The organism is Cellulosimicrobium sp. BMG9.23 (genome assembly GCF_059159985.1).
This window is the reverse complement of sequence record NZ_JBZGBZ010000013.1, coordinates 11,024-35,360: the sequence shown is the minus strand read 5'-3', so window position 1 is coordinate 35,360 and position 24,337 is coordinate 11,024. Positions and strand designations below refer to the sequence as shown.

Genomic DNA, 24,337 nt, shown 5'->3' with positions numbered 1-24,337 from the left:
CATCAGCGCCCGTCACGGAGGCATCGGTACCGGTCGGCGCACCGTCCGAGCGCGCCGACGGCCCAGGCCCGGCGCACCCAGCGCCGCGCCAGGCGCTACGGTGTCCCCCGAGCGGTCGCGCGGTCGAGCCGGTCCCGACCGCCGCGATCCCGTCAGCTGAGGAGAAGCAGTGGCCACCATCGAGGACGTCGCACGGACGGCCGGGGTCTCCGCGTCGACCGTCTCCTACGTGCTGTCGGGCAAGCGCAGCATCTCCGCCCCCACGCGCCGCCGCGTCGAGAAGGCGATCCAGCAGCTCGGGTACCGCCCCCACGCGGGCGCCCGCGCCCTCGCCTCGTCCCGGACCAACGTCCTCGCCCTCATGGCGCCGCTGCGCGCCGGGGTCGACGTCAACGTCATCATGCAGTTCGTCTCGGGCGTCCTCCTGCGCGCCCGCGAGCACTCCCACGACGTCCTCCTGCTGACCCAGGACGACGTGTCGGGTGCCGAGCGCGTCGGTTCGGGGTCGATGGTCGACGGCATCGTCGTCATGGACGTCGAGGCGCACGACGAGCGGCTGCCGAGCCTCGCGCGCCTGCGTCAGCCCGCGGTCCTCATCGGGCTGCCCGCCGACCCGGGGACGCTCAGCTGCGTCGACCTCGACTTCGAGGCCGCGGGTCGGCTCGGCCTCGAGCACCTGGCCCGCCTGGGCCACCGCCGGGTCGCGTTCCTCGGGCCGCCGCCCGAGGTCGTCGCGCGCCACACCTCGTACGCCGACCGCGTGCTGCGCGGGTTCACGGTCGCCGCGCGCGACGAGGACGTGCACGCCCGCACGGTCGAGACCCCGACGACGCGCGACGGGGTCGTCGCGTCCGTCGACGCGCTGCTCGACGAGGAACCGCATTTCACCGCCCTTCTCGTGCACAACGAGGCCGCGCTGCCCCACGTCCTCGCCCGCCTCGCGGAGCGCGGCCGCCGCGTGCCCGACGACCTCTCGGTCGTGACCATCAGCCCGGCCGACGTCGCGGCGGCCCAGGTCGTCCCCGTCACGGGCATCGACATCCCCGCGGAGCGCATCGGCCACGTCGCGGTCGACATGGTCATGGCGCGCATCGAGGACGACGAGCCGGCCGAGACCCGGCTGCTCACGCCGGTCCTCACCGAGCGCGGGTCGACACACGCGGCCCGCTGACGCGTGCTGCCCCCTGACGCGTGCTGCCGCCGCCGCGGGCGGACCACACGACGAGGGGCCGACCGGGCGGCGCAGCGCGTGCGCCGTCCGGTCGGCCTCTCGGTCCGTGCTCAGCCCTTGATGGCCCCGAAGATCACGCCCTTGGTGAAGTGGCGCTGCACGAACGGGTAGACGAGCAGGATCGGCACGACGGCGAGCACCATGATCGCCATCTTGACCGGCAGGCCCGTGACGGCGCCCGTCGCGACGTCGACCTGACCCGTGCCGCTGCCCGGCAGCGTGACGCCCTGCAGGACGTACGAGCGCAGGACGAGCTGCAGGGGCCACTTCGCGTTGTCGTTGATGTAGAGCATCGCGTTGAAGAACGCGTTGAAGTAGCCCACCCCGTAGAACAGCGCGACGACGGCGATCGCCGCCTTCGACATCGGGGCGACGATCTGCCCCATGATCCGCCAGTCCCCGGCCCCGTCGATCCGGGCCGCGTCCGTGATGGACGCGTCGATGTTCATGAAGAAGTTGCGCAGGATGAGGACGTTGAACGCCGAGACCGCGCCCGGGAGGATGAGCGCCCACAGGCTGTCGATGAGGCCGAGGTTGCTCACGAGCAGGTACGTCGGGATCATGCCGGCGCCGAAGAACATCGTGATGAGGAAGACGAAGAGGATCGTCCGGTGCCCCAGGCTCGACGGCCGCGAGAGCCCGTACGCCGCGAGGACCGACACGACCGTGGAGAGGACGGTGCCGATCGTCGTGACGACGATCGAGACCATCGCGGCGCGCGTCACGATGCCGCCGGAGAGGATCTGCTGGTAGGCCGCCGTCGTGAAGTCGCCGGGGACGACGACCATGCCGCCCGACCGGTTGATGTCGGCCTGCGTCGAGAACGACGTGAGGACGACCGTGTAGAGGGGGAAGAGGACGACCAGCACGATGAGGAGGAGAGCCAGCCCCTTGCCGGCCTGGCCGATCGGGCTCGGTGTGCCCTCCCACGCGGCGCGGTGCGGCGAACGGCGCCGCCGACGACGGCGGCCCGATGCCGGCGGTGCCGGGAACGGCACCGCGTCCGGGTGGCTCAGGGGCCCCTGCCCCGTGTCGTTGGTGATGCTCATGATTTCTTGTACACCCCTGCCTCACCGAAGACGTGCGCGAGCTTGTTCGCGCCGAGGACGAGCGCGAGCGAGACGAGACCCTTGACGAGCCCGGCTGCCGCGGCGAAGGCCCAGTCGCCGTTCACGACGCCCTGGTAGTAGACGAACGTGTCGATGACCTCGGACACCTCGGCGCCGACGGCGGCCCGCTGGAGGATGAGCTGCTCGAACCCGACCGTGAGCGAGTCGCCCAGGCGCAGGATGAGCAGCAGGATGATCGTCGGCCGCAGCGCGGGCAGCGTGATGTGCCACGTGCGGCGCATCCGGCCCGCACCGTCCATCGCCGCCGCCTCGTGGAGCGCCGGGTCGACGGTGCTCAGGGCGGCGAGGAAGATGATGATCCCCCAGCCCGCGTCCTTCCACACCGACTGCATGGTGATGAGGACGAGGAAGGTGTCCGGGTTCGTCATGAGGTCGAACCCGGCGTACCCGTGCTCGGCGAGCACCCAGTTCAGGAGCCCCGCGCCGCCGAAGAGCTGCTGGAAGATCGTCACGACGAGCACCCACGAGAAGAAGTGGGGCAGGTAGACGATCGACTGGATCGTCGTCCGGATCGCGGGCGTGATGACGCTGTTGAGCAGGAGCGCGAGCGCGATGGGGATCGGGAAGTAGAACACGAGCTGGAACGCCGTGATGGCGAGCGTGTTGCCCACCGCCTCGAGGAACAGCGGGTTCGTGAAGACCCGCTCGAAGTTCCACCAGCCGACGAACGGCGAGTCGAGGATGCCGACGTAGGGCGAGTAGTCCTGCCACGCGATGACGTTCCCGAGCATCGGGACGTAGGCGAACACGACGAGCAGGAGCACGCCCGGCAGCGTCATGAGGAGCAGCGACCGATCGCGACGCAGGCGCGCCCGCCACGACAGGCGACGCTGCCCGGCAGAGTCCGGTCGGTCCGGCCGTGCCGTGCGGGCCCTCCGGCCCGGCGTGCTCGCCGGGCCGGAGGGGTCCTTCGTCGCCGCGTCCGCGCTCGGCGCGTCCGTGGCGTCGGAGATCCTGGTGCTCACGACGAGCTCACTCGCCGTCGGTCTCGGCCGACCCGCCGTCGAGGATCTCCTGGTAGTACGCGCGCAGCTCCTCACCGCCCGAGGTCCGCCAGGTCTCGACCGCCGCGTCGAGGTCGTCGAGGGACTTGCGCCCGCGGGCGATGTCCTTCTCCAGGTCCTCGAACGGCTGGCCGAGCGACGCGTACTGCGCCGGCTCGGTGATCTGCATGCCGTAGAAGAGCGGCTCCTCGACGTACGGGGCGGCGTCGGCCATCCACGTCGTGAAGTCCTCGACGAAGCCCGGGTACTGGACCTTCGCGTTCACCATGGGCGGGCCGACGAGGAAGATGTACGACGGCTGCACCTCGGTCGCCGCGAGCTCGGTGGCGACGGGGAGACGGTTCTCGTCGAGCGTGTAGTGCACGTCCTCGACGCCGTAGTTGACGAGCTGGTACTCGGCGGTGCCGAAGGGCGAGGCGAGGAAGTCGGCTGCGGAGAGGAGCTCCTCGATCGCGCCCTCGGTGTCGGTCTTCTTGAGGTACGAGCACATGCTCGCGGCGCCGCCCTTGAAGATCTTCGGCTCGCCGCCGTCGGCCGCGATGAGCGGGAGGGGCTGCTGGGAGAACTCGGGGTTCGACGGCAGGTTGCGGCCGAGCGCCTCGTGCCACGCACCCACGCCGTCGGAGGTCACGAGGACCTGGCCGGACTCGAACCGCTCCTTGCCGTCGCCAGACTCCGCGACCGCGTCGGGGTGCACGGCGCCGGACGCGTAGAGCGTCGAGATCCACTCGAGGGCGTCGCGGTACTCCTGCGTCTCGACGCGGTGCACGAGGTTGCCCTCCTCGTCCTGCGTCCACTTCGGCACGACGGAGAACATCTGCGTCGCGAGGATCCACAGGTCGTTGCTGCCCCACTGGCGCGCGTCGGCGTCGGTGAGCGAGGACACGAAATCGAGCGCCTCGTCCGCGTTCGTCGGGAGCTCGGTGCCCTCGGGCAGGAGGTCCTCCCGGTAGAACGTCGCGTCGTTGACGAGCTCGCCCGGGAGCGGCAGGCCGTAGAGCTTGCCGTTCCACATGCACGCGCGCCAGGCGTCGGTGGGGATGTTCGCGAGGTTGGGGTAGTCCTCGACCTTGTCGCCCTCGAGGTACGGCGTGAGGTCCGTGAAGATCGTGTCGACGGCCTGGCCGAAGCGCGGCGGGACGTTCCACGACGGGATGGTGACCCAGTCCGCGACGTCCTTCGGCGAGGCCAGGACGGCGGCGAGCTTGTCCCCGTAGGTGTTGCCGTCGGAGATCTGGAAGGTGAGGTCGGTGCCGATCGCCTCGTTCACCGCGTCGAAGTACTGGTTGCCCTCGGTCGGCGGGATGGTCCCCCACAGCGGCGTCATCACGGTGTAGGAGCCACCGGAGCCGGGCGGGGAGTCGAAGACCTGCACGAACTCGTCGGGCACCGTCTCGAAGCCGGCCGTCGAGCCCTCGACGCTCGGGAAGTCCGGCTCGACGTACTCCACCGGGACGTGGTTCGGGAGCGCGGCGTCGTTGCCCACCTGCTGGTCCGGGTCGGCGACGTTGCCGCCGCCCCCTCCGCCGCTGCACGCTGCCGTGAGTGAGATCGCTCCCACAGCCGCGAAGACGGCGCCCCAGCGCCGGCCGTTTCCGTGCCTGAATGCCCTCATCGACGTCGCACTCCTTCGTGACCTCGGGAGGGCTGCCGCTCTGCCGCCCTCCGGTGCCCGGGCCCCCGGGCCGCCTCGACATGCTCGGTGATGTCGAAGCGCTTCAACGGAGAGTACGGGCTGGCTCGGCCCAGTGCAAGGCTCGCCAGGTCACCGTCCGGTCTCGGTACCACCGCCGCCGTCCGGCTCGGCACGTGTGGCACCATGGGCCGAATGCGTCGCAAGGTCGCGACGCGGCGTCGAACCGTTTCGAACGCGAATTCGACGTGAACTCCCCTGCCAGGAAGGACGATGCCGTGCCGCCCGAGGCGATCACCGACGTACCCCCGTACCTGCGCGAGGAGCTGCCCGTCCCGGTCCGGGCGGCCGACCTCCTCGAGCGCCTCTCGCCCGACGAGCGGCTCGCCCTGCTGCACCAGCACGCACCGGCCGTCGACCGCCTCGCGCTCGCGCCGTTCCGCACCGGCACCGAGGGTCTCCACGGCGTCTCGTGGCTGGGCACGGCGACGGTCTTCCCCCAGCCCGTCGGCCTCGCGGCCACGTGGGACACCGAGCTGCTGCGCCGGGTCGGCGAGGCCGTCGGCACCGAGGTGCGCGCCAAGCACGCGGCGGACCCGACCGTGAGCCTCAACGTGTGGGCCCCCGTCGTCAACCCTTTGCGGCACCCGCGGTGGGGCCGCACCGAGGAGGGCTTCTCCGAGGACCCGCACGTGACGGCCTGGCTCGCGAGCGCCTACGCGCGCGGCCTGCGCGGGGACCACCCGCGCGTGTGGCGGACGGTCCCCACGCTCAAGCACTTCCTCGCCTACTCCAGCGAGACCGACCGCGCCGTGACGAGCTCGCACGTCCCGCTGCGCCTCCTGCACGAGTGGGAGCTGCCGGCGTTCCGCGGCCCGATCGCCGACGGCACGGCCGGCGCGGTCATGCCGGGCTACAACCTCACGAACGGGCGGCCCAACCACGTCGCGCGCGGTCTCCTCGACGAGCTGCGCTCGTGGACCGACGGTTCGGTCGCCGTGGTCTCCGACGCCGCGGCTCCCACGAACCTCGTCGTCGGCGAACGGTACTTCCCCGACCACGTCGCCTCGCACGCCGCATCGCTGCGCGCGGGCGTGGACTCCTTCACGGACAACGACGCCGACCCGCACCTCACGCTCGAGCGCCTGCGGGTCGCGCTCGAGCAGGGGCTGATCTCCCAGGACGACGTCGACCGGGCGGCGCTGCGCGTCCTCGAGCTGCGCCTGCGCACGGGCGAGCTGGACGTCGCGGACGACCCCTGGTCCGCGATCGGCGCCGACGCGATCGACGTGCCGGCCCACCGGGCGCTCGCGCGCGAGGCCGTCGCCCGCTCCGTCGCCGTGCTGCGCAACGATCCCGGGGGGACCGGCGCGCCCGTGCTCCCGCTCCCGGCGGCCCCGGCACGGATCGCGGTCGTCGGACCGCTCGCCGACCGCGTGCTGCACGACTGGTACTCCGGGACCCCGCCGTACACGACGTCGGTCGCCGCGGCCGTCGCGGCGCGGTACCCGGACGCCGAGGTCGCGGTCGCCGACGGCGCCGACCGCGTCGCGCTGCGCTCGACCACCACCGGGGCCTACCTCGAGGTCGGCGACGACCCGGCGGTCGTCACCGCGAGCTCCGCGACCGCCGGCCCGAGCGCCCACCTCGACGTCACGGACTGGGGCGACGGCGTGCTCACGCTGCGCTCGGTGGCGACCGGCCGCCTGCTGAGCGGGGCGTCGTGGATCGTGTCCGCCGACGCGGAGCGCGTGGGCGGCTGGGTCGTCCAGGAGAGCATCCGGCGCCACCTGCACGACGACGGCACGTGGTCCCTGCAGCACGTCGCCTCGGGCCGGTGGCTGCGCGTGCAGCACGGCTCGGGCCTGCTCGTCGCGGAGGCGTCCGGGCCGGGCGGGTCCGAGCGCTTCGTCTGGCGCACGGTGCGCGCGGGCCACGAGGCGGTCGCGCAGGCCGCGCGCGACGCGGACGCCGTCCTCGTCGTCGTGGGCAACGACCCGCACCTCGCGGGCCGCGAGACCGAGGACCGCCCCCACCTCGCGCTGCCATCGGCGGCGGAGGAGGTGTGGCGCGCCGCGCGGGACGTCAACGAACGCGCCGCGCTCGTGGTCGTCTCGAGCTACCCGTACGTGCTCGGTCCGGCGACGCACGACGCCGCCGCGGTCGTCTGGTCGTCGCACGGCGGCCAGGAGCTCGGCCTCGGGCTCGTCGACGTCCTGTCCGGCGACGCCGAGCCGTCGGGTCGCCTCGCGCAGTCGTGGCCCGCCGACGCGGACCAGCCCGGCCCCCTGCTGGAGTACGACGTCCAGCGTGCGGGGATGACGTACCGGTACGCGGACGGCGAGCCGGCGTTCGCGTTCGGGCACGGCCTGACCTACTCGCACGTGACGTACGCGGCGGTCGCGCTCGACCGCGACCGCGTCGACGCCCCGGCCGCCTGGTCGGCGCGCACCGTGCCGGACGCCGGGCGGGTGGTGGCGCGCGTCGTCGTGCACAACGACGGCGACCGTCCCGCGGAGGAGCTGGTCCAGCTCTACGCCCTCGCACCGGCAGGCCTGCCGGTGCCGGCGCCCCGTCGCGTGCTCGTCGCGCACACCCGTGTTCGGCTCGACGTCGGCGAACACCGAGAGGTGGCGCTCGCCGTCGACCTCGCGCGCCTCGCGGTGTGGGACGTCACGGCGACCCCGGCCGACGACCGGCTCGCCGACCTGCTCGCCGGTGCCGACCCCGACCTGCACGTCGGGGCGTTCCGCGTGCAGGCGGGCACGTACGTCCTCGCCGCGGGCCCGTCGAGCGCCGAGCTCCCCGTCCGCGCGACGCTGCGGGTCGACGGGGTCGACCCGGCTCCCCGCCACGGTCCGGACCTGCGCCTCCCGGCGCACGCGTTCAGCGCGTACGACGGGGTGGTGACCGCCGAGAGGACGGCCGAGGCGGGCTGGGCCGTCGACGTGGCTCCGGGACGGCGCGACGGGTGGGTCGCGTTCGACCGGGTGGACCTCACGGGCGTGGGGACGGTCGTGCTCGACGTCGCCCGGACCGGGCCCGGTGCGGCACGTCCGGTGCGGGTCGAGGTGCGGGCGTCGGGGACGGACGACGCGTGGGTCGCGCTCACCGCCGTCGAGCCCGGCCAGGTCGCGGGGAACGACGGCGACACCCCGGTGCGCCACCGGTGGCACGAGGTCGCCGGACATGCCGATGCCCGGGCCGGCGTGCACGACGTGCGCGTGGTGGTGCCCGCGGGCGTGCGGCTCGGGGCGGTCCGCTTCGCGGAGACCGCGCCGGACGCCTGATCCGGCCGTCTGAGCCGTACGGCGCGCCGAACGGCCGACGAGCAGGATGCGCCGGGAGGGACCCGCTTCCCTCCTGGCGCTCCGGTCAGCGGTCGGTGACGTCTGTGCCGTGCGTGACCTCTGTGACGTCCGCGCCGCTGCGCAGGACGCGCCGGACGCGCAGGTCCGCGTCGGTCACGACGACGTCGGCCCGCCGGCCGGCGACGAGCCCGCCGACGTCGTCGAGCCCGAGCACTCCCGCTGGCGTCCAGGACGCTGCGCGGACGGCGTCGACGAGGGGCACGCCCGACGCGACCGTCTCGCGCACGACGTCGAGCAGGTGGAAGGTCCCGCCCGCGATCGCCCCGCCGTCGGTGAGCCGTGCGACGCCGCCCGCGACGGTGACGTGCATCGGCCCGAGCTCGTACGCGCCGTCGGCCATCCCGGCGGCGGCCATGGCGTCGGTGACGAGCGCGACGGCGTCCGGACCCGTGGCCGTCCCGCCGCCGACGCCGGCGCCGACGAGGTCCACGACGCTGCGGGTCGTGCCCGGCGCGAGGTGCGTGCCGTCCGCGACGAGCTCGACGACCATCTCCCCCCGGGCCGCGGCCGCGAGGCACGCGGCGACGGGGCCGGGCTCGCGGTGGTGGAGCGGGCGCATGCCGTTGAAGAGGTGCGTCGCGGTGAGGCGCGCGGTCGGGCGCCCGGCGGCTGCGAACGCCGCGCGGGCCGCGGCGATCGCGGCATCGGTCTGCTCGGTGCTCGCGTCCGTGTGCCCGATCGACGGGACCGCGCCGACCTCGACGAGCGTCTGGATCACCCCGCCCGGCCCGACGACGCCCGGCACCTCGGGCGCGACCGTCATCGTCCGCAGGTGGCCCCGTGCGGCGGCCGCGAGCGCGCGGACGAGGCCGGGGTCGCCGTCGAGCATGTCGTGCGGGTTCTGCGCACCGCAGCGCACCACGGACAGGAACGGACCTTCGAGGTGAATCCCGGCGAGCTCGCCCGCGTCCGCGAGGTCCGCGAGCGTCGCGACCCGCTCCAGCAGGACGTCGCGCGGCGCCGTGACGAGCGACGCGACCAGGCTCGTCGTGCCGTGGCGCAGGTGCTCGTGCGCGGCGACGCGCGCCTCGTCGGCGCTCGTCGCGTCGGGGAAGCTCGCGCCGCCGCCGCCGTGGTCGTGCAGGTCGACGAGGCCGGGCAGGACCGTGACCCCGTCTTCCGGCTCGGTCTCTCCGAACCCGGCCGCCGCGACGTCCGCGCGCGCGCCCACCCAGGCGATGCGCTCGCCCTCCACGACCACGACGCCGTCGTCGAGGACCCCGTCCGGGGTGACGACGCGGCCGGTGAGGACGATCGGGACCGGGCGCTCGTCGGGAGGCGGCGCGGGATGCTCGTGAGCCATGCGGCCATTGTGACGCACTTCGTACACCCGGCGCACAAACCCTCCGGTCAGGCGCCGGGAGACCGCAGGAGCCGCGCCGCACCCCGTCCGAGGTGACGCGCGAACACGCGCTGGAACGTCGGGACCGCCCACGAGATCGGACGCAGCCACCACAGCACCGGCCTGCTGAACACCTCGACCCGCCACCACAGGTCGCCCGCGTCGTCGCGCTCGACGGCGAACATCTCCTCCCCCACGAACGCGTGACCGGGGAGAGTCCCGTAGCCGAACGCGACGCGGTCCTGGCCGCGCTCGACCCACACGACCTCGCAGCACTCCCGCAGCACGAGCGGCCCGACGCCGAGCAGAGTGGTCACCCGACCACCGGGGGCCGCGACGGGGGCGTCTGCCTCGACCCGCACCCGCGCGGCCGCGTGGACCTGCCACGCGAGGAGCTGCTCACCCAGCCACGCGAGGTCCTGCGCCGGGTGCGCGCGCCGCGACAGCCGTCGGCGCACGGTGAGGTGCCGGTAGCCCCCGGGACGGTCCCCCGTGCGTGTGGCCCCGACCTCGGGGTAGGTGAAGGTCATCGTGTCCTCCGAGTATCTGCCCCGTCCGGGGCGGGATGGTCCGTCGCGCGGTCGCGGACGAGAAGTCGCAGTCCGAGCAGGCTGCACAGCACGAACCCCAGCGCGTTCGCGACCCCGTGCGTCGCGGCCATGACGTCGAGGCCCGGGTGCGGGAGGTCGAGCGCCTCGCCCGCGGCCCACCACACGGCGAGCAGCATCGAGAGCGCGACGACGACGGCGCCGACCCCGACGAGAGCCCGAGCGGACCGGTCGCGCCGGCCCAGGGCGAGCGACCGCACGGTGGCGAGGGCGGTCGCCCAGAGCGCGACGGTGAGCACGAGCGCGCCGACGAGCTCGGCGGTGTCGCCGACGAAGTAGCCGACGAGCACGAACAGGGTGCCGACGGGGACGCCCCAGGCGCCGACGACGGCGCCGACGTCGTCGGGCGCGAGGTGCGCGACCGTGCCCGCGACGAGCGCCGCACCGAAGCCCGCGTACAGCATGTGCGGCACGGTCAGCGCGAGGTAGGTCCCCGAGAAGCCGAGCAGCCCCCAGCCGCCTCGCTCCGCGACGAGCGCGCACGCACCGACGGCGGGGGTCGCGAGCGCCACGACCGTCGCGAGGTCCGCCCCGACGGCCGACAGACGACGCGACCGACCGCCGACGGCCTTGCGGGCCGCCGCGCCCAGCAGGACGGCGGTCGCCACGGCGAACACACCGGCGAGCACCACGGCCACGGGGCCGCGCGGCAGCGCGAGGCTCGCCGCACCCACGAGTCCGGCGAGCGGCCACGCGACGCTGCGGGGCGCGGGCACCGTCGGCGCGCCGAGCAGCCGCAGCCCCAGCGGGAGCACCACGACCATCCCCAGCACGACGAGCGCCGTGACCACCGCCATGCCTCCGTCGCTCATTCGTTCACCGCCAGCCCGTCGGCGCTCATGTCCGGTCCCCCGCGACGCCGGGGTGGACCGACCGCACGAGGCGCAGCGCGTCGTCGACCACCCCGCGCGCGACCGGGAGCCGGGCGAGCCGGACGACGTTGCCGACGAGGCCCGAGCCTCCGGCGACGAGCCGGCGCGTGCGGGCGAAGCCTGGCGAGGTGTCGTGGACCCAGAAGAGCGTGACGCCGAGCTGCGCGAGCCACAGCATCTCCGGCAGGTCCGCCCGCAGCCGCGCCGGGACCGCAGGTTCGGCCCCCGCCACGACCTCCTCGAACAGCTCCCGCGACTGCTCACGGGCGGCGGTCGACGCCCCAGAGAACGGGCTCGCGTCGGAACCGGGCCGGATCGCCACGGACACGAACTCGGCGCCGAACGCGTGAAACGGGGCGAACGCGTCCACCGACGCGCCCCAGACACCGCGCAGCCGCTCGGCGAGTGTCCCTCCGGCCGCCAGGACGGGAGCGGCGAGCGCTGCGTGCTCGCGCTGCACGTCGAGGTAGAGCTCCTGGACCAGCGCGTCCTTCGACGGGAAGTGGTAGTACGCGTTCCCCGTGCTCACCCCGGCCTCGGTGGCGATCGCGCGCATCGTCGTGCGCTCGTAGCCGACGTCACGCAGCATGCGGATCGCGACCTCGCGCACGTGCGCCCGCGTCCGCTCGGACTTGGCCGTCGACCCGCTCATCGCCCCACCCCGACCATCTTTCTGAACATGTTCAAAATCTAGCAGACGAACGAAGCCCTTCCGCCACGCGGAAGGGAGTGCACCTCTCGCGTCAAGGAGAACGACCGGTCGAGGCGACGAAGGCGCGAGGGCGCGAGGCATGAGACGCGAACGGCGAGGCACGTCCTGGTGAGGTCGCAGCAGGGCGGACGGGACGGGTTCCGGCGGGTCGTGGCGGGTCTGGCGGGAGGACCCGAGGAACGAGGGTCCGGATGGTAGACCCGCCGGGACCCGTCCCGTCCGCCCACCCAGCCACAGGCTCACCCGACTGCCGGCCGACTGCTCGACGCCGGCTCAGAAGAGGCGTGAGTCCACGTCGTCGACACCGCGCATCGCGTCGTAGTCCAGCACGAGGCACCCGATGCCCCGGTCCGTCGCGAGCACCCGGGCTTGGGGCTTGATCTCCTGCGCCGCGAACACCCCGCGCACGGGCGCGAGCAACGGGTCGCGGTTGAGCAGCTCGAGGTAGCGCGTGAGCTGCTCGACGCCGTCGATGTCGCCGCGGCGCTTGATCTCCACGGCGACCGTCGCCCCCGTGGAGTCCTTGGCGAGGATGTCGACCGGCCCGATCGCCGTCGGGTACTCACGGCGCACGAGGGTGTGCCCGCCGCCGAGGAGCTCGATCTGCGCCGCGAGCATCTCCTGCAGGTGCGCCTCGACGCCGTCCTTGACGAGCCCGGGGTCGACGCCGAGGTCGTGCCGGCTGTCGTGCAGCACCTCGTGCAGCTCGATCTCGAGCCGGTCGTCGCTCTTGGCGTGCTGGACGGCCCAGATCTCGCTCACGCCGCGCTCGCGCGCCTCCTCGTCGGGCTCGCTCGTGGCGAGCGAGCACGGCGGGCTCATCCAGTTCAGCGGCTTGTACGAGCCGCCGTCGGAGTGCAGGAGCACGCTCCCGTCGGCCTTGACGAGGAGCACTCGGGTCGCGAGGGGCAGGTGGGCCGACAGCCGGCCCGTGTAGCGGGCGGAGCAGCGGGCGACGACGAGGCGCATGGGACGGCGGGTCCTCCAGGTCGGGGGCGAGGACGGACGAGGTCAGACGACGACGTCGCGCCGGCCCGGCGGGGCGGCCTCGAGCCAGGAGGCGAGGCCTTCGTATGCACCGCGGGACATCGACAGCTCGAAGTCCTGGTCCTGGTAGCGACAGCGCACGAGGTAGGTGTCGGGGCGGGACTCGGCGGTCGTCAGGGGCTCCCGGCCGGTGATGAGCAGGTCGTGGCGCGCCCAGGTCCGGGCGGGACGCAGCGAGAGCGACCAGGAGCGCCACCAGTCGATGCGTCCGACGCCGTAGTGGGCGATCCCGAGGGTCCACGACCCGTCCCCGCCCGCCGGGCGAGCACCGCACTCGAACGAGCCCACGCGGTGGGAGAGCGCGCGCAGACGGAACGCTCCCAGCCCGGCCACCACCAGGACCGCGAGAAGCAGTCCGAGAGCGATCCAGGCGGGGAGCGTCATGGTCGTACGGCCCCGGTGGTCAGCGGCTCGGTACGGACTCGACGGAGTCCGCGACGATCGTCACGTGGTTCGAGTCCACGGAGATGAACCCACCGGTGACGTGGACCTCGACCGGGGCACCCTGGCCACCCTTGATCCGGACCTGGCCCTCGCGCAGGACCGAGAGCAACGGCGAGTGGTCCGCGAGGATGCCGATCTCGCCGTCCGCCGCGGGTGCGCTCACCTGCTGTGCGGTGCCCGACCAGATCTTGCGGTCTGCCGACACGAGGTCGACGTTCAGCTCTGCCACTGCAACTCCTCCATGCCCGGCACTCGGTCCGGATCGGGTCCGGACGTCGTCCCGGCGCTCCGTGGCCGGGACGACGTCCGTCGACGTTCCCCACGGTCCGTGGACGGACCGTGTGATGACGGTGCCACGGGGTCGGGCCGCTCGGCCCGACCCCGTGACGCACGTCAGGTCAGGCGCCGTACTCCTTCTGGATACGGGCCCAGTTGCGCTCGAGGTCCTCGAGACCGCCGATGTTGAAGAACGCCTGCTCGGAGATGTGGTCGAACTCGCCGTCCGCGATCTTCTTGAACGCCTCGATGGTCTCGCTCAGCGGCACCGTCGAGCCGACGACGCCCGTGAACTTCTCCGCCATGTACGTGTTCTGGGAGAGGAACTGCTGGATGCGGCGCGCACGCGCCACGACCGTCTTGTCCTCCTCCGAGAGCTCGTCCACACCGAGGATCGCGATGATGTCCTGGAGCTCCTTGTTGCGCTGCAGGATCGACTTCACGCGCGTCGCGACGTCGTAGTGATCCTGGCCCACGTAGCGGGGGTCGAGGATGCGCGACGTCGAGGCCAGCGGGTCGATCGCGGGGTACAGACCACGCGACGCGATCTCGCGGGAGAGCTCCGTGGTCGCGTCGAGGTGCGCGAACGTCGTCGCCGGGGCGGGGTCGGTGTAGTCGTCCGCCGGGACGTAGATCGCCTGGAGCGACGTGATCGAGTGACCACGCGTCGAGGTGATGCGCTCCTGGAGCAGACCCATCTCGTCGGCGAGGTTCGGCTGGTAGCCCACCGCGGACGGCATGCGGCCGAGCAGCGTCGAGACCTCGGAGCCCGCCTGCGTGAAGCGGAAGATGTTGTCGATGAACAGGAGCACGTCCTGCCCCTTCACGTCGCGGAAGTATTCCGCCATCGTGAGCGCGGAGAGCGCGACGCGCAGACGCGTGCCCGGCGGCTCGTCCATCTGGCCGAAGACGAGGGCCGTCTTGTCGAAGACGCCCGCCTCCTCCATCTCGACGATGAGGTCGTTGCCCTCACGCGTGCGCTCGCCGACACCGGCGAACACCGAGACACCGCCGTGGTTCTGAGCGACGCGCTGGATCATCTCCTGGATGAGGACCGTCTTGCCGACGCCCGCACCACCGAAGAGGCCGATCTTGCCACCCTGCACGTACGGGGTGAGGAGGTCGATCGACTTGATGCCCGTCTCGAACATCGTGGTCTTCGACTCGAGCTGGTCGAACGCCGGGGGCCGGCGGTGGATCGGCCAGCGCTCGGTGATCTCGATGGTCTCGCCCGGCTCGGCGTTGAGGATGTCGCCGGTCACGTTGAACACGCGACCCTTGGTGACGTCGCCGACGGGGACGCTGATGGGCGCACCCGTGTCGGTCACCTGGGCGCCGCGGACGAGGCCGTCCGTGGGCTTGAGCGCGATGGCGCGCACGAGCGAGTCGCCGAGGTGCTGGGCGACCTCGAGCATGAGCGTGAAGCTGTTCTCGTCCTCGCCCTGCCCCGAGAGGTCGATGTCGACCTGGAGCGCGTTGTAGATGTCGGGGATGGCGTCCGCGGGGAACTCGATGTCCACGACGGGGCCGATCACGCGGGCGACACGGCCAGTTCCCGGCTCAGTCGGGTCCGCGCCCTGTGCTGCTTCCACGGTGGTGGCGGTCATTGCTTGCCTCGCTTCGCAGTGCCGGAGCGGGGTCCGGCGGTCTCGATGGAGATGGTCTGGGGAGTGGTGTCGCCACCTCGGGCGACGATGCGCGCTGTCATGAAGCCGCCAGCGCGTCAGCACCCGAGACGATCTCGCTGATCTCCTGGGTGATGTCGGCCTGCCGCGCCTGGTTCGCCAGACGGGTGTAGGTGCGGATGAGGTCCTCCGCGTTGTCCGTCGCCGTGTGCATCGCGCGCTGGCGGGCTGCCAGCTCGGACGCCGCCGCCTCGAGGAGGCAGCTGAAGATCCGGCTGCGCACGTAGCGCGGGAGCAGCGCGTCGAGCACGGCCTCGGGCGAGGGCTCGAAGTCGTACAGCGGCAGCACGTCGTGCTTGCCTGCGGGCGCGACGCCCTCGACGACCTCGAGCGGCAGCATGCGCACCACACGGGGGCGCTGCGTCACCATGTTGACGAACTGCGTGTACACGATGTGCAGCTCGCTCACACCACCCTCGGCGGCCGGGGCGAGGAACGCCCCGAGGAGCGAGTCCGCGATCTCGGCCGCGACCTCGGCGTCCGGCGCGTCGGACCCGTACGACCACGTCCCGGCGAGCTCGCGCCCGCGGAACGTGTAGTACGAGATCGCCCGGCGACCGGACGCGTAGAGCGCGACGTCCTTGCCCTCCGCCGTCAGCCGCTCCACGAGACGCTCGGACTCGCGCAGGATCGACGCCGAGTAGGAGCCGGCCATGCCGCGGTCCGACGCCACGACGAGGACGGCGACGCGGTTCGTGTCGCTGCGCTCGCTCGTCAGCGGGTGCGCTGTCGAGGAGTGCGTCGCCACCGCGGACACGGCGCGCGTGATGGCGCGCGCGTACGGGACCGACGCCGCGGTCCGCGCCCGGGCCTTGCCGATGCGCGACGCCGCGATGAGCTCCTGAGCACGGAACATCTTCTTCAGCGACTGCGTCGACTTGATCCGCTGCTTGTAGACGCGCTGGGATCCGGCCATGCTCAGGACCTCTTCTGGCGGACGATCTGCTCCTGCTCGACGTCCACGCCCTCGTCCTCGGCCTCGTCCCCGCCCACGAGCGGCGAGCCGTCGGCCTTGAGGAAGCCGGCGCGCACGGCGTCGACCGCCGAGGCGAGCTGCGCCTCGGTGTCCTCGGCCAGCTTGCCGGTGTCGGCGATCACGGACAGCACGTCCGTGTTGCGACGCAGGTGGTCGAGCATCTCGGACTCGAAGCGACGCACGTCCTCGACCGGGACGTCGTCCAGCTTGCCCTTGGTGCCGGACCAGATGGATGCGACCTGCTCCTCGACCGGGTACGGCGAGTACTGGCCCTGCTTGAGCAGCTCCATGAGCACCGCACCACGCTTGAGCTGGCCGCGGGACGCCGCGTCGAGGTCGGACGCGAACATCGCGAACGCCTCGAGCGAGCGGTACTGCGCGAGCTCGAGCTTGAGCGTGCCCGAGACCTGCTTCATCGCCTTGACCTGCGCGGCACCACCGACGCGGGACACCGAGATGCCGACGTCGACGGCCGGGCGCTGGTCGGCGTTGAACAGGTCGGACTGGAGGAAGATCTGCCCGTCCGTGATGGAGATGACGTTCGTCGGGATGTACGCCGAGACGTCGTTCGCCTTGGTCTCGATGACGGGCAGACCCGTCATCGAGCCCGCGCCGAGCTCGTCCGAGAGCTTCGCGCAACGCTCGAGCAGGCGGGAGTGCAGGTAGAAGACGTCACCGGGGTACGCCTCGCGGCCCGGCGGGCGGCGCAGGAGGAGCGACACGGCGCGGTACGCCTCGGCCTGCTTCGACAGGTCGTCGAAGACGATGAGGACGTGCTTGCCCTGGTACATCCAGTGCTGGCCGATGGCCGAGCCGGTGTACGGCGCGAGGTACTTGAAGCCCGCGGGGTCGGACGCGGGAGCCGCGACGATCGTCGTGTACTCGAGCGCACCGGCCTCCTCGAGCGCGCCGCGCACGGCGGCGATCGTCGAGCCCTTCTGGCCGATCGCGACGTAGATGCAGCGGACCTGCTTCTCGGGGTCGCCCGACTCCCAGTTGGCCTTCTGGTTGATGATCGTGTCGGTCGCGATCGCCGTCTTGCCGGTCTGGCGGTCGCCGATGATCAGCTGGCGCTGACCGCGGCCGATCGGGATCATCGAGTCGATCGCCTTGAGGCCGGTCTGCAGCGGCTCGTGGACCGACTTGCGGTCCATGACGCCGGGAGCCTGGAGCTCCAGCGCGCGGCGGCCCTCGGTCGCGATCTCGCCGAGACCGTCGATCGGGTTCCCGAGCGGGTCGACGACGCGACCCAGGTAGCCCTCACCGACCGGGACCGACAGGACCTCGCCCGTGCGACGGACCTCCTGGCCCTCCTCGATCCCGGTGAACTCGCCGAGGACGACCACACCGATCTCGCGGACGTCGAGGTTCAGGGCGAGACCGAGGGTCCCGTCCTCGAAGCGCAGCAGCTCGTTGGCCATCGCGCCGGGCAGACCCTCGACGTTGGCGATGCCGTCGGCGGCGAGGGTGACCCTGCCCACCTCCTCGGACACGGCGCCCTCGGGCTCGTAGGACTTCACGAAGCTGTCCAGCGCGGCCCGGATCTCCTCCGGCCGGATCGTCAGCTCAGCCATTGCTCTTCTCCTGTCGTAACCGCGCCTCGTGGTTCGGGTGCGGTCGAACGTGTGTGGGTTGTGCGGCCGGTGGCCGGCGGTCGGTCGTCGGTCGGGAGATCGTCGGCTCGCGGGCGTCAGCTCACGAGTCGCCGACGAGCGTCGGCGAGACGGGACAGGACGGTGGAGTCCACGACGTCGGCGCCCACCTGCACGCGCAGCCCGCCGAGCACGGCCGGGTCGACCGTGACGTTGAGCTGCACCGCGCGGCCGTAGGCCCGCTCGAGCAGCCCGCCGAGACGCTCGAGCTGCGCGGAGTCGAGGACGACGGCCGACGTGATCGCGGCCACGAGGCGCTGACGCCGCTCGGCCGCGATCTCGCCGAACCAGCCGAGCGTCGGCACGAACCGCCGCCCGCGCAGGGCGCGCGTCGCGTGCTGCGCGAGCACCGCCGTCACGCGGTCGACCTTGCCGTCGAGCAGCGCGGCCACGAAGGCCGCGCGGCGCGCCGGGTCGGTCGCGGCGTCGGAGAGGACCTGCCGGGCGTCGCGCTGCCCGACGAGCGAGCGCGACACGCGGAAGAGCTCGTCCTCGACCTTCTCAAGAGCGCCCCGCGACTCGGCGGACGCGAGCACCGCGTCGAGGCCGAGGCGCTCGATCGCGTCACCCAGGTCGCGTTCGTGCGCCCAGCGCGACCGGACGACGCCCGCCACGAGGTCGACGACACGGCCGTCGAAACCGGAGCCGAGCACCGCCGTCACGAGCGCGGCCTTGTCGTCGCCCGAGCGCGAGGGGTCGGCGAGACCGCGCCGCAGCGGCGCCGACGCGTCGAGCGCCGCGGTGACCGCGAACAGCTGCTCACCGAGGGTGAGGCCGTCCTCCCCGGCCGACCGCAGGACCGGCTCGAACCGCTCCCGGGCCCGGTTCAGGGACTCTCCGCTGGTACCGCGCATCAGCTCTCCTCTGCGGCCCGACCGCCGACGGCGCTCGCCGCCGCGGGACCCGCGGCCTCGAGCTCGTCGAGGAAGCGGTCGACCACACGGCTCTGGCGCGCCGAGTCGGCGAGCGACTCGCCGACGATCTTCGACGCGAGCTCGGTCGCGAGCAGGCCGACGTCGTTGCGCAGCGAGATCGCGGCCTGCTGACGCTCGGCCTCGATCTGGCGGTGCGCCGTCTCGACGATGCGCGCGGCGTCGTCGGACGCCTTGACCCGCAGGTCGGCCACGATGGCTCCACCCTCGGCGCGCGCCTCCTCGCGGATCTTCGCGGCCTCGGCCCGAGCCTCCTGGAGCTGCTGGTGGTACTCCGCCAGCGCCGCCGCGGCCTCCGCCTGGGCGGACTCCGCCTTGGCGAGGCCACCCTCGATCTTGGCCGTGCGCTCGTCGAGCACGGCCTGGAACTTCGGCAGGATCGCCTTGTAGAACACGGCCGCGATGACGACCATGATCACGGACGACCAGAGCAGGTCGTACCCGGCAGGCAGGAAGAGCTCGATGCCGGAGTGCTCCTCACCCGTCTCCGCCGCGACGACGAGCGCGGCGTCAGCCAGCGCCGTCATCACGAGAACAGGAAGCCGGCGACGAGACCGAGCAGCGCGAGCACCTCGACGAACGCGACACCGATGAACATGGTGGCGCGGAGCTGCCCGGCGACCTCGGGCTGGCGGGCGATGCCCTCGATGGTCTTGCCGATGAGGATACCGAGGCCGATGCCCGGGCCGACGGCGGCGAGGCCGTAACCGACGGTGCCGATGTTGCCGGTGACCTCAGCGAGAGTGGTGACGTCCACGATTGCTCGTTCCTTCCGTTGGGCGCCCGACCGGGTGACCGGGCGTCGCGTTGGTACTGCGCTTGATGATGTGTCTGGTGGAGCGGAGTCGGTGCACGGACCCGCGGGTCAGTGCTCCTCCTCGAGCGACATGTTGATGTACACGGCCGCGAGGAGCGCGAAGATGTAGGCCTGCAGGAACGCCACGAGGATCTCGAACAGCGTGATCGCGAACCCGCCGACGAGCGTCAGGGCACCGAAGGCCTTCATCGCGGGCACCGCCTCGAAGATGAAGTACTGCGTCGCCGCGAAGCACAGGACGAGCATGATGTGCCCGGCGATCATGTTGGCCGCGAGCCGGATCGCCAGGGACGCGGGCCGGATGATGAGGATCTGCAGCAGCTCGATCGGCGCCACGATGAGGTAGATCGGCCACGGGATGCCCGGCGGGAAGAGGTTGTTCTTCAGGTAGCCGCCCAGGCCGTGCTTCTTGATGCCGACCGCCCAGTAGGTGACGAACACCCAGAGGGCGAGCACGAGCGGGAGGCCGATGCGTGACGTCCCGGCCAGGTTCAGGAACGGGATCACGCTCGTGATGTTGAACGCGAGGACGGCGAAGAAGATCGTCGCGATCATCGGGACGAACCGGCGCGCGTTCTCCTTCCCCATGATCTCCTCGACGATCTGGACGCGCACGAAGTCGATGAGCATCTCGAGGGCGTTCTGGAACCGGCCGGGGACGAGCCGCGCGCGGCGGGCACCGATGACGAAGATCGTCAGCAGGACGACGGTCGCGATGATGCGGAGGATCCAGATGCGGTCGATCTGGAAGATCGTGTCCTCGAAGAGGATCGCCGGCGGGAAGAAGTCGGCGATGGACGGCGCGTGGAAGCCACCTTCGCTCTCTGAAGCAGCGAGGAGCACGGGGGTCGCAAGCGTGGACAGGGTGGACTCCCAATGGTCGTGTGGCCCGGGCACTCACCACGCGATCGTGGGCACGCCGTCGGACCTGGCCGTCATGGATTCGCGGCTAGCCTAACGTATGGATCGGCGTGCTCACGCCGATCCTGGGCCGCTTGTGACCTTTTGCTCATGCGCCCCGGGCAACCGGTGCGGCGGGACGTCCGGCCGCTTCTCGGCGGTCAGGCGCGCGGCTCGACGTACGGGATGCGACCGCGGTTCACGGCCCGGTAGTCCAGCACCGCGGAACCGATCACCCCGACGAGCAGGACGCCCGCGAACACCCACCGGTCGTAGAAGTCCTGGCCGCGCAGGACGACGAGGACGGCGATCAGCACGATCATCTTGGCGAGCCAGCTCCCCATGATGACGGCCGCCGTGGTCGCGGGGGTCGAGTCGACGGTGCGCAGCATGGTCCACACGGTCGTGGCCGAGAAGACGAGGGCCACCGCGACGCCGAGCAGAGCGCCCCAGACCCCCGGCACGCCCGCGACCAGCGCGCCGATCGCGACGCCCAGCACCGTCAGCCCCCCGAGGAGCACCAGGACGTCGCGCAGCGCCGTGCGGAAGACGGCGCGCACCGCCTGCCCGTGCAGGCCCACCGTCTGCTCGTCACGGCCCTGCGCCTCGGCGCCCGGGGCCGCAGGGCCCTGCGCGGAGCGGGCGGTCTCGTCGTCGGGGCGCGCGGGCTCGGGCAGGTTCGTGGACATCTCAGGCTTCCTTCGAGGGGACGGTGGGGCTTGTCGGGAGGGTCGGGCTGGTCGGCACCGCGGGCTGCGCGGCGGTCGTCGGCTCCTGGTCGTCGAGGAACCGCCCGCGGGTGCGCAGCGGGCCGAGCGTGAGGAGCAGCGCGACGACGGCCGCCACCCCGAGGCCGCTCGCCACCGTCCGCACGTCCCAGTAGACGAGGGCGACCGCGCCGAACGCGAACACCGCGGTCCACACGTAGAGGATGAGCACGGCGCGCCGGTGGGAGTGCCCGATCGCGAGCATGCGGTGGTGCAGGTGCATGCGGTCGGGGTGGAACGGCGACTTGCCCGCGAGCACGCGCCGCACGACGGCCATGCCCATGTCGAGCAGGGGCAGGAGGATCACGGCGAGCGGCAGGAGGAGCGGGATGTACGCGGGGAGCGTCGCGGCCCCGGACGTCACCCCCGGGTCGATGTTCCCGGTGACGACGATGGCCGCGCCGGACATCACGAGACCGAGCACCATCGACCCCGAGTCCCCCATGAAGATGCGCGCGGGGTTGAAGTTGTGCGGCAGGAAGCCGATGCACACGCCCACCAGGGCCGCCATGACGAGCGTCGCGAGGCTCGAGTAGTCGTCGGGGTTGGTGCGCAGCGTCAGCACGTAGGAGTAGAGGAAGAACGCGGTCCCGCCGATCGCGACGAGGCCGGCGGCGAGACCGTCCAGCCCGTCGACGAAGTTCACCGCGTTCATCGCGACGACCACGACGAGGATCGTCACGGCGAGCTGCATGCGGGACGACGGCAGCGTGAGGAGGTCCCCCGTCGGGAGCGTGTACAGCACGACGCCCTGCGCCGCCATGAGTCCTGCGGCGAGCACCTGCCCGGCCAGCTTGGTCATCCAGTCGAGGTCCCAGATGTCGTCGGCGACGCCCAGGAGGCACACGATCGCCGCGGCGCCGAGGATCCCCCACACGCGGCTGTCCACGTAGGGCACGCCGCCGACGTCGCGCACGAAAACACCCTCGAGGAACGGCATCTGCGACGCGAGCACGACGGCGACGACGAGCCCGAGCAGCATCGCGACGCCGCCGAGCCGCGGCGTCGGGATCGTGTGCACGTCGCGCGCGCGCACCGCCGTGATCGCGCCCGTCCGCATCGCCACCCACCGGGCGAAGGGCGTCGTCAGGAACGTCACCGCTGCGGCGACGAGCATGACGAGCAGGTAGACCCTCACCCGCCGTTCGCCTCCGGCGCGCTCTGGCTGGTCTCGTCGCCGGTGGCCTCCGAGGTCTCGTCGCCGGTGGCCTCCGGGGTCCCGGCGCCCGTGGCCTCCGGGGTCCCGGCGCCCGTGGCCTCCGGGGTCGCGCGACCCGTGTCGTCCGGCCCGTCGACGGGCGCGATCTCGCGCAGGCGGTCGAGGGAGACCGCGCCGGCCCGCACGACGCGCAGGGTGCCCGACGTCGCGTCGACGATCGTCGACGCCACTCCCCCGGGCACGACACCGCCGTCGAGGTAGACGGCGACCGCATCGCCGAGCTGGGCGCGCGCGTCGTCGGCGTCGAGCGCGGCGGGACTTCCGGTCCTGTTCGCGGACGACACCGCGAGCGGCCCCGTGCGCCGCAGGAGGGCGAGCGCCGCCTCGTGGTCGGGCATGCGCAGCGCGACCGTCCCGTGCGTCTCCCCGAGGTCCCAGGCGAGCGACGGCTGCGCCTTGAGGATGATCGTGAGACCGCCCGGCCAGAGCTCCTCGACGAGACGGCGCACGTCGTCGGGCACCTCGGTCGCGAGGCCGTCGAGCGTGCGCGCGTCGGGCACGAGGACCGGAGGCGGCATCTGCCGGCCGCGGCCCTTCGCCGCGAGGAGCGCGGCGACGGCGTCGGCGTCGAACGCGTCGGCGCCGATGCCGTAGACGGTGTCGGTGGGCAGGACCACGAGGCCGCCGCGGGAGACCGCGTTGACCGCCTCGTCGATCCCGGGTCCCCAGCTGTTCGGGTCGGTCACGGGGTGGACGGAGCTCACGGGTCCAGTGTTCCACGCCGGTCGGTCCGCTCCGTGCCGTCGGTCACGGGGGTGTCCGCCCGGCGGGCGACGACCATCCGGTCGCGCCCGGTGAGATCGGGCAGCGTGCGGACCTCGACGAACGCCCCGGTCGCCTCGACCATGGCGCGGGCCGCGGCGGCCTGCACCTCGGCGTGCTCCATCACGTAGAGCCCGCCGGGCCGCAGGAGGCGCGCGGCCGCGGCGGTGATCCCGCGCGGCACCTCGAGCCCGTCAGCGCCGAGCCCGTAGAGCGCGACCGCCGGGTCGTGCTCCGCGACCTCGGGGTCGCGCGGGACGGCGTCGGACGGCACGTACGGCGGGTTGGACACGACGACGTCGCACGCGCGGTCGAGCCCGCCGTGGGCCGGCTCCCCCGCCAGCGCGCGCCGGGCGTCGCCCCGCACGAGGTGCACGACGGCGCCCGTCGCCTCCTGCACCGCGGCCACGTTGCGCGCGGCCCACCCGTGCGCCGCAGCGTCCAGCTCGACCGCGTGCACCTCGATGCCCGGCACCTCGCTCGCCACGGCGAGCGCGATCGCGCCGGAACCCGTGCACAGGTCGACCACGACGGCGCGACCCTCCCGCGCGACGACCGCGGCGGCCTCGTCGACGGCGACCTGCGCCACCTGCTCGGTCTCGGGCCGCGGCACGAAGACGCCCGGCCCGACGGCGAGCTCGAGGTGCCGGAACGGCGCGCTCCCCGTGAGGTGCTGGAGCGGCACGCGCTCCGCACGCCGGGCGACGAGGTCCGCGAAGGCCCGTACCGCGTCGTCGGGCAGCGGCCGGTCGAGCACCACGAGCCGCCGCACCTCGCCGGTGGGCACCGCAAGAGCGTGCGCCAGGAGGATCTCGGCATCAGCGCGCGCCGACGCCACCCCCGCGTCGGTGAGCAGAGCGGTCGCCCAGCGCACCCACGCAGAAGGACGGGGGTCCGACGGCGGAGGCGAAGCCGTCAAGCCGTAGCGGAGCGAGCGCAGCGAGCGTGAGCGAGGCG

The 24,337-nt window shown here is 72.7% G+C and carries 23 protein-coding genes; 2 read left to right on the top strand and 21 right to left on the bottom strand.

Annotated elements, in window-relative coordinates:
• The first annotated feature begins 169 nt into the window (after nucleotides 1–169).
• On the top strand, nucleotides 170–1,171 hold the full coding sequence (locus tag AC4H2G_RS20570; RefSeq protein ID WP_494367599.1) for a LacI family DNA-binding transcriptional regulator: 1,002 nt from the start codon (nucleotides 170–172) through the stop codon (nucleotides 1,169–1,171).
• Nucleotides 1,172–1,281: 110 nt separating this feature from the next.
• On the opposite strand, the gene AC4H2G_RS20565 is transcribed toward AC4H2G_RS20570, so the two are convergent.
• The 3 genes from AC4H2G_RS20565 to AC4H2G_RS20555 form a co-directional block, all read right to left on the bottom strand.
• Nucleotides 1,282–2,280 carry a carbohydrate ABC transporter permease gene (locus tag AC4H2G_RS20565; RefSeq protein ID WP_494367598.1) on the bottom strand — a complete coding sequence of 333 codons (999 nt, stop codon included), beginning with the start codon at nucleotides 2,278–2,280 and terminating at the stop codon, nucleotides 1,282–1,284.
• The gene (locus AC4H2G_RS20560) at nucleotides 2,277–3,185 is read right to left on the bottom strand and encodes an ABC transporter permease (protein ID WP_494367633.1); all 909 of its coding nucleotides are present in this window, start codon (nucleotides 3,183–3,185) and stop codon (nucleotides 2,277–2,279) included. Before AC4H2G_RS20560 ends, AC4H2G_RS20565 begins: the two co-directional genes overlap by 4 nt.
• Nucleotides 3,186–3,333: 148 nt before the next feature.
• Nucleotides 3,334–4,980: an extracellular solute-binding protein gene (locus AC4H2G_RS20555; RefSeq protein WP_494367597.1), complete on the bottom strand. Its 1,647-nt coding sequence runs from the start codon at nucleotides 4,978–4,980 to the stop codon at nucleotides 3,334–3,336.
• Between the two features lie 296 nt (nucleotides 4,981–5,276).
• Here AC4H2G_RS20555 and AC4H2G_RS20550 point away from each other — a divergent pair, with 296 nt between their 5' ends.
• The gene (locus tag AC4H2G_RS20550) at nucleotides 5,277–8,288 is read left to right on the top strand and encodes a glycoside hydrolase family 3 C-terminal domain-containing protein (protein ID WP_494367596.1); all 3,012 of its coding nucleotides are present in this window, start codon (nucleotides 5,277–5,279) and stop codon (nucleotides 8,286–8,288) included.
• Nucleotides 8,289–8,373: 85 nt separating this feature from the next.
• On the opposite strand, the gene AC4H2G_RS20545 is transcribed toward AC4H2G_RS20550, so the two are convergent.
• From AC4H2G_RS20545 to prmC, 18 genes are all read right to left on the bottom strand, one after another.
• Nucleotides 8,374–9,672, bottom strand: a complete 1,299-nt coding sequence (locus AC4H2G_RS20545) for an N-acetylglucosamine-6-phosphate deacetylase (RefSeq protein WP_494367595.1) — start codon at nucleotides 9,670–9,672, stop codon at nucleotides 8,374–8,376.
• A 47-nt stretch (nucleotides 9,673–9,719) separates the two neighbouring features.
• Nucleotides 9,720–10,241 carry a DUF1990 domain-containing protein gene (locus AC4H2G_RS20540; RefSeq protein WP_494367594.1) on the bottom strand — a complete coding sequence of 174 codons (522 nt, stop codon included), beginning with the start codon at nucleotides 10,239–10,241 and terminating at the stop codon, nucleotides 9,720–9,722.
• Entirely contained in the window at nucleotides 10,238–11,131 is an 894-nt protein-coding gene (locus tag AC4H2G_RS20535) for a YndJ family protein (protein WP_494367593.1), read from the bottom strand. Before AC4H2G_RS20535 ends, AC4H2G_RS20540 begins: the two co-directional genes overlap by 4 nt.
• A gap of 25 nt (nucleotides 11,132–11,156) precedes the next feature.
• A complete protein-coding gene (locus AC4H2G_RS20530; protein ID WP_494367592.1) occupies nucleotides 11,157–11,843 on the bottom strand; it encodes a TetR family transcriptional regulator in 687 nt (228 codons plus the stop codon).
• Between the two features lie 333 nt (nucleotides 11,844–12,176).
• Nucleotides 12,177–12,872 (bottom strand): endonuclease NucS, encoded by a 696-nt coding sequence (gene nucS / locus AC4H2G_RS20525; RefSeq protein ID WP_494367591.1) that lies wholly within the window; start codon nucleotides 12,870–12,872, stop codon nucleotides 12,177–12,179.
• Nucleotides 12,873–12,914: 42 nt separating this feature from the next.
• On the bottom strand, nucleotides 12,915–13,334 hold the full coding sequence (locus AC4H2G_RS20520; RefSeq protein WP_494367590.1) for a DUF2550 domain-containing protein: 420 nt from the start codon (nucleotides 13,332–13,334) through the stop codon (nucleotides 12,915–12,917).
• A gap of 19 nt (nucleotides 13,335–13,353) precedes the next feature.
• Nucleotides 13,354–13,623: a F0F1 ATP synthase subunit epsilon gene (locus AC4H2G_RS20515; protein WP_494367589.1), complete on the bottom strand. Its 270-nt coding sequence runs from the start codon at nucleotides 13,621–13,623 to the stop codon at nucleotides 13,354–13,356.
• A gap of 169 nt (nucleotides 13,624–13,792) precedes the next feature.
• Complete coding sequence (gene atpD / locus AC4H2G_RS20510) at nucleotides 13,793–15,277, bottom strand: F0F1 ATP synthase subunit beta (protein WP_494367588.1); 1,485 nt, start codon at nucleotides 15,275–15,277, stop codon at nucleotides 13,793–13,795.
• A gap of 97 nt (nucleotides 15,278–15,374) precedes the next feature.
• On the bottom strand, nucleotides 15,375–16,271 hold the full coding sequence (locus AC4H2G_RS20505) for a F0F1 ATP synthase subunit gamma (RefSeq protein ID WP_494367587.1): 897 nt from the start codon (nucleotides 16,269–16,271) through the stop codon (nucleotides 15,375–15,377).
• 2 nt (nucleotides 16,272–16,273) lie between these two features.
• Nucleotides 16,274–17,905 (bottom strand): F0F1 ATP synthase subunit alpha, encoded by a 1,632-nt coding sequence (gene atpA, locus AC4H2G_RS20500; RefSeq protein WP_494367586.1) that lies wholly within the window; start codon nucleotides 17,903–17,905, stop codon nucleotides 16,274–16,276.
• 116 nt (nucleotides 17,906–18,021) lie between these two features.
• A complete protein-coding gene (locus tag AC4H2G_RS20495; RefSeq protein ID WP_494367585.1) occupies nucleotides 18,022–18,837 on the bottom strand; it encodes a F0F1 ATP synthase subunit delta in 816 nt (271 codons plus the stop codon).
• Nucleotides 18,837–19,442: a F0F1 ATP synthase subunit B gene (locus AC4H2G_RS20490; RefSeq protein WP_494367584.1), complete on the bottom strand. Its 606-nt coding sequence runs from the start codon at nucleotides 19,440–19,442 to the stop codon at nucleotides 18,837–18,839. Before AC4H2G_RS20490 ends, AC4H2G_RS20495 begins: the two co-directional genes overlap by 1 nt.
• Nucleotides 19,442–19,672: an ATP synthase F0 subunit C gene (locus AC4H2G_RS20485; RefSeq protein ID WP_494367583.1), complete on the bottom strand. Its 231-nt coding sequence runs from the start codon at nucleotides 19,670–19,672 to the stop codon at nucleotides 19,442–19,444. The genes AC4H2G_RS20490 and AC4H2G_RS20485 overlap by 1 nt, the downstream gene beginning before the upstream one ends.
• Nucleotides 19,673–19,780: 108 nt before the next feature.
• Nucleotides 19,781–20,575 carry a F0F1 ATP synthase subunit A gene (atpB, locus tag AC4H2G_RS20480; RefSeq protein WP_494367582.1) on the bottom strand — a complete coding sequence of 265 codons (795 nt, stop codon included), beginning with the start codon at nucleotides 20,573–20,575 and terminating at the stop codon, nucleotides 19,781–19,783.
• A 218-nt stretch (nucleotides 20,576–20,793) separates the two neighbouring features.
• Nucleotides 20,794–21,321, bottom strand: a complete 528-nt coding sequence (locus tag AC4H2G_RS20475; protein WP_494367581.1) for a Cg1360 family ATP-synthase-associated protein — start codon at nucleotides 21,319–21,321, stop codon at nucleotides 20,794–20,796.
• 1 nt (nucleotide 21,322) lies between these two features.
• A complete protein-coding gene (locus AC4H2G_RS20470) occupies nucleotides 21,323–22,537 on the bottom strand; it encodes a glycosyltransferase family 4 protein (protein ID WP_494367580.1) in 1,215 nt (404 codons plus the stop codon).
• The gene (locus AC4H2G_RS20465) at nucleotides 22,534–23,322 is read right to left on the bottom strand and encodes an L-threonylcarbamoyladenylate synthase (protein WP_494367579.1); all 789 of its coding nucleotides are present in this window, start codon (nucleotides 23,320–23,322) and stop codon (nucleotides 22,534–22,536) included. The genes AC4H2G_RS20470 and AC4H2G_RS20465 overlap by 4 nt, the downstream gene beginning before the upstream one ends.
• Complete coding sequence (gene prmC, locus AC4H2G_RS20460) at nucleotides 23,319–24,254, bottom strand: peptide chain release factor N(5)-glutamine methyltransferase (RefSeq protein ID WP_494367578.1); 936 nt, start codon at nucleotides 24,252–24,254, stop codon at nucleotides 23,319–23,321. The genes AC4H2G_RS20465 and prmC overlap by 4 nt, the downstream gene beginning before the upstream one ends.
• Nucleotides 24,255–24,337 lie beyond the last annotated feature (83 nt).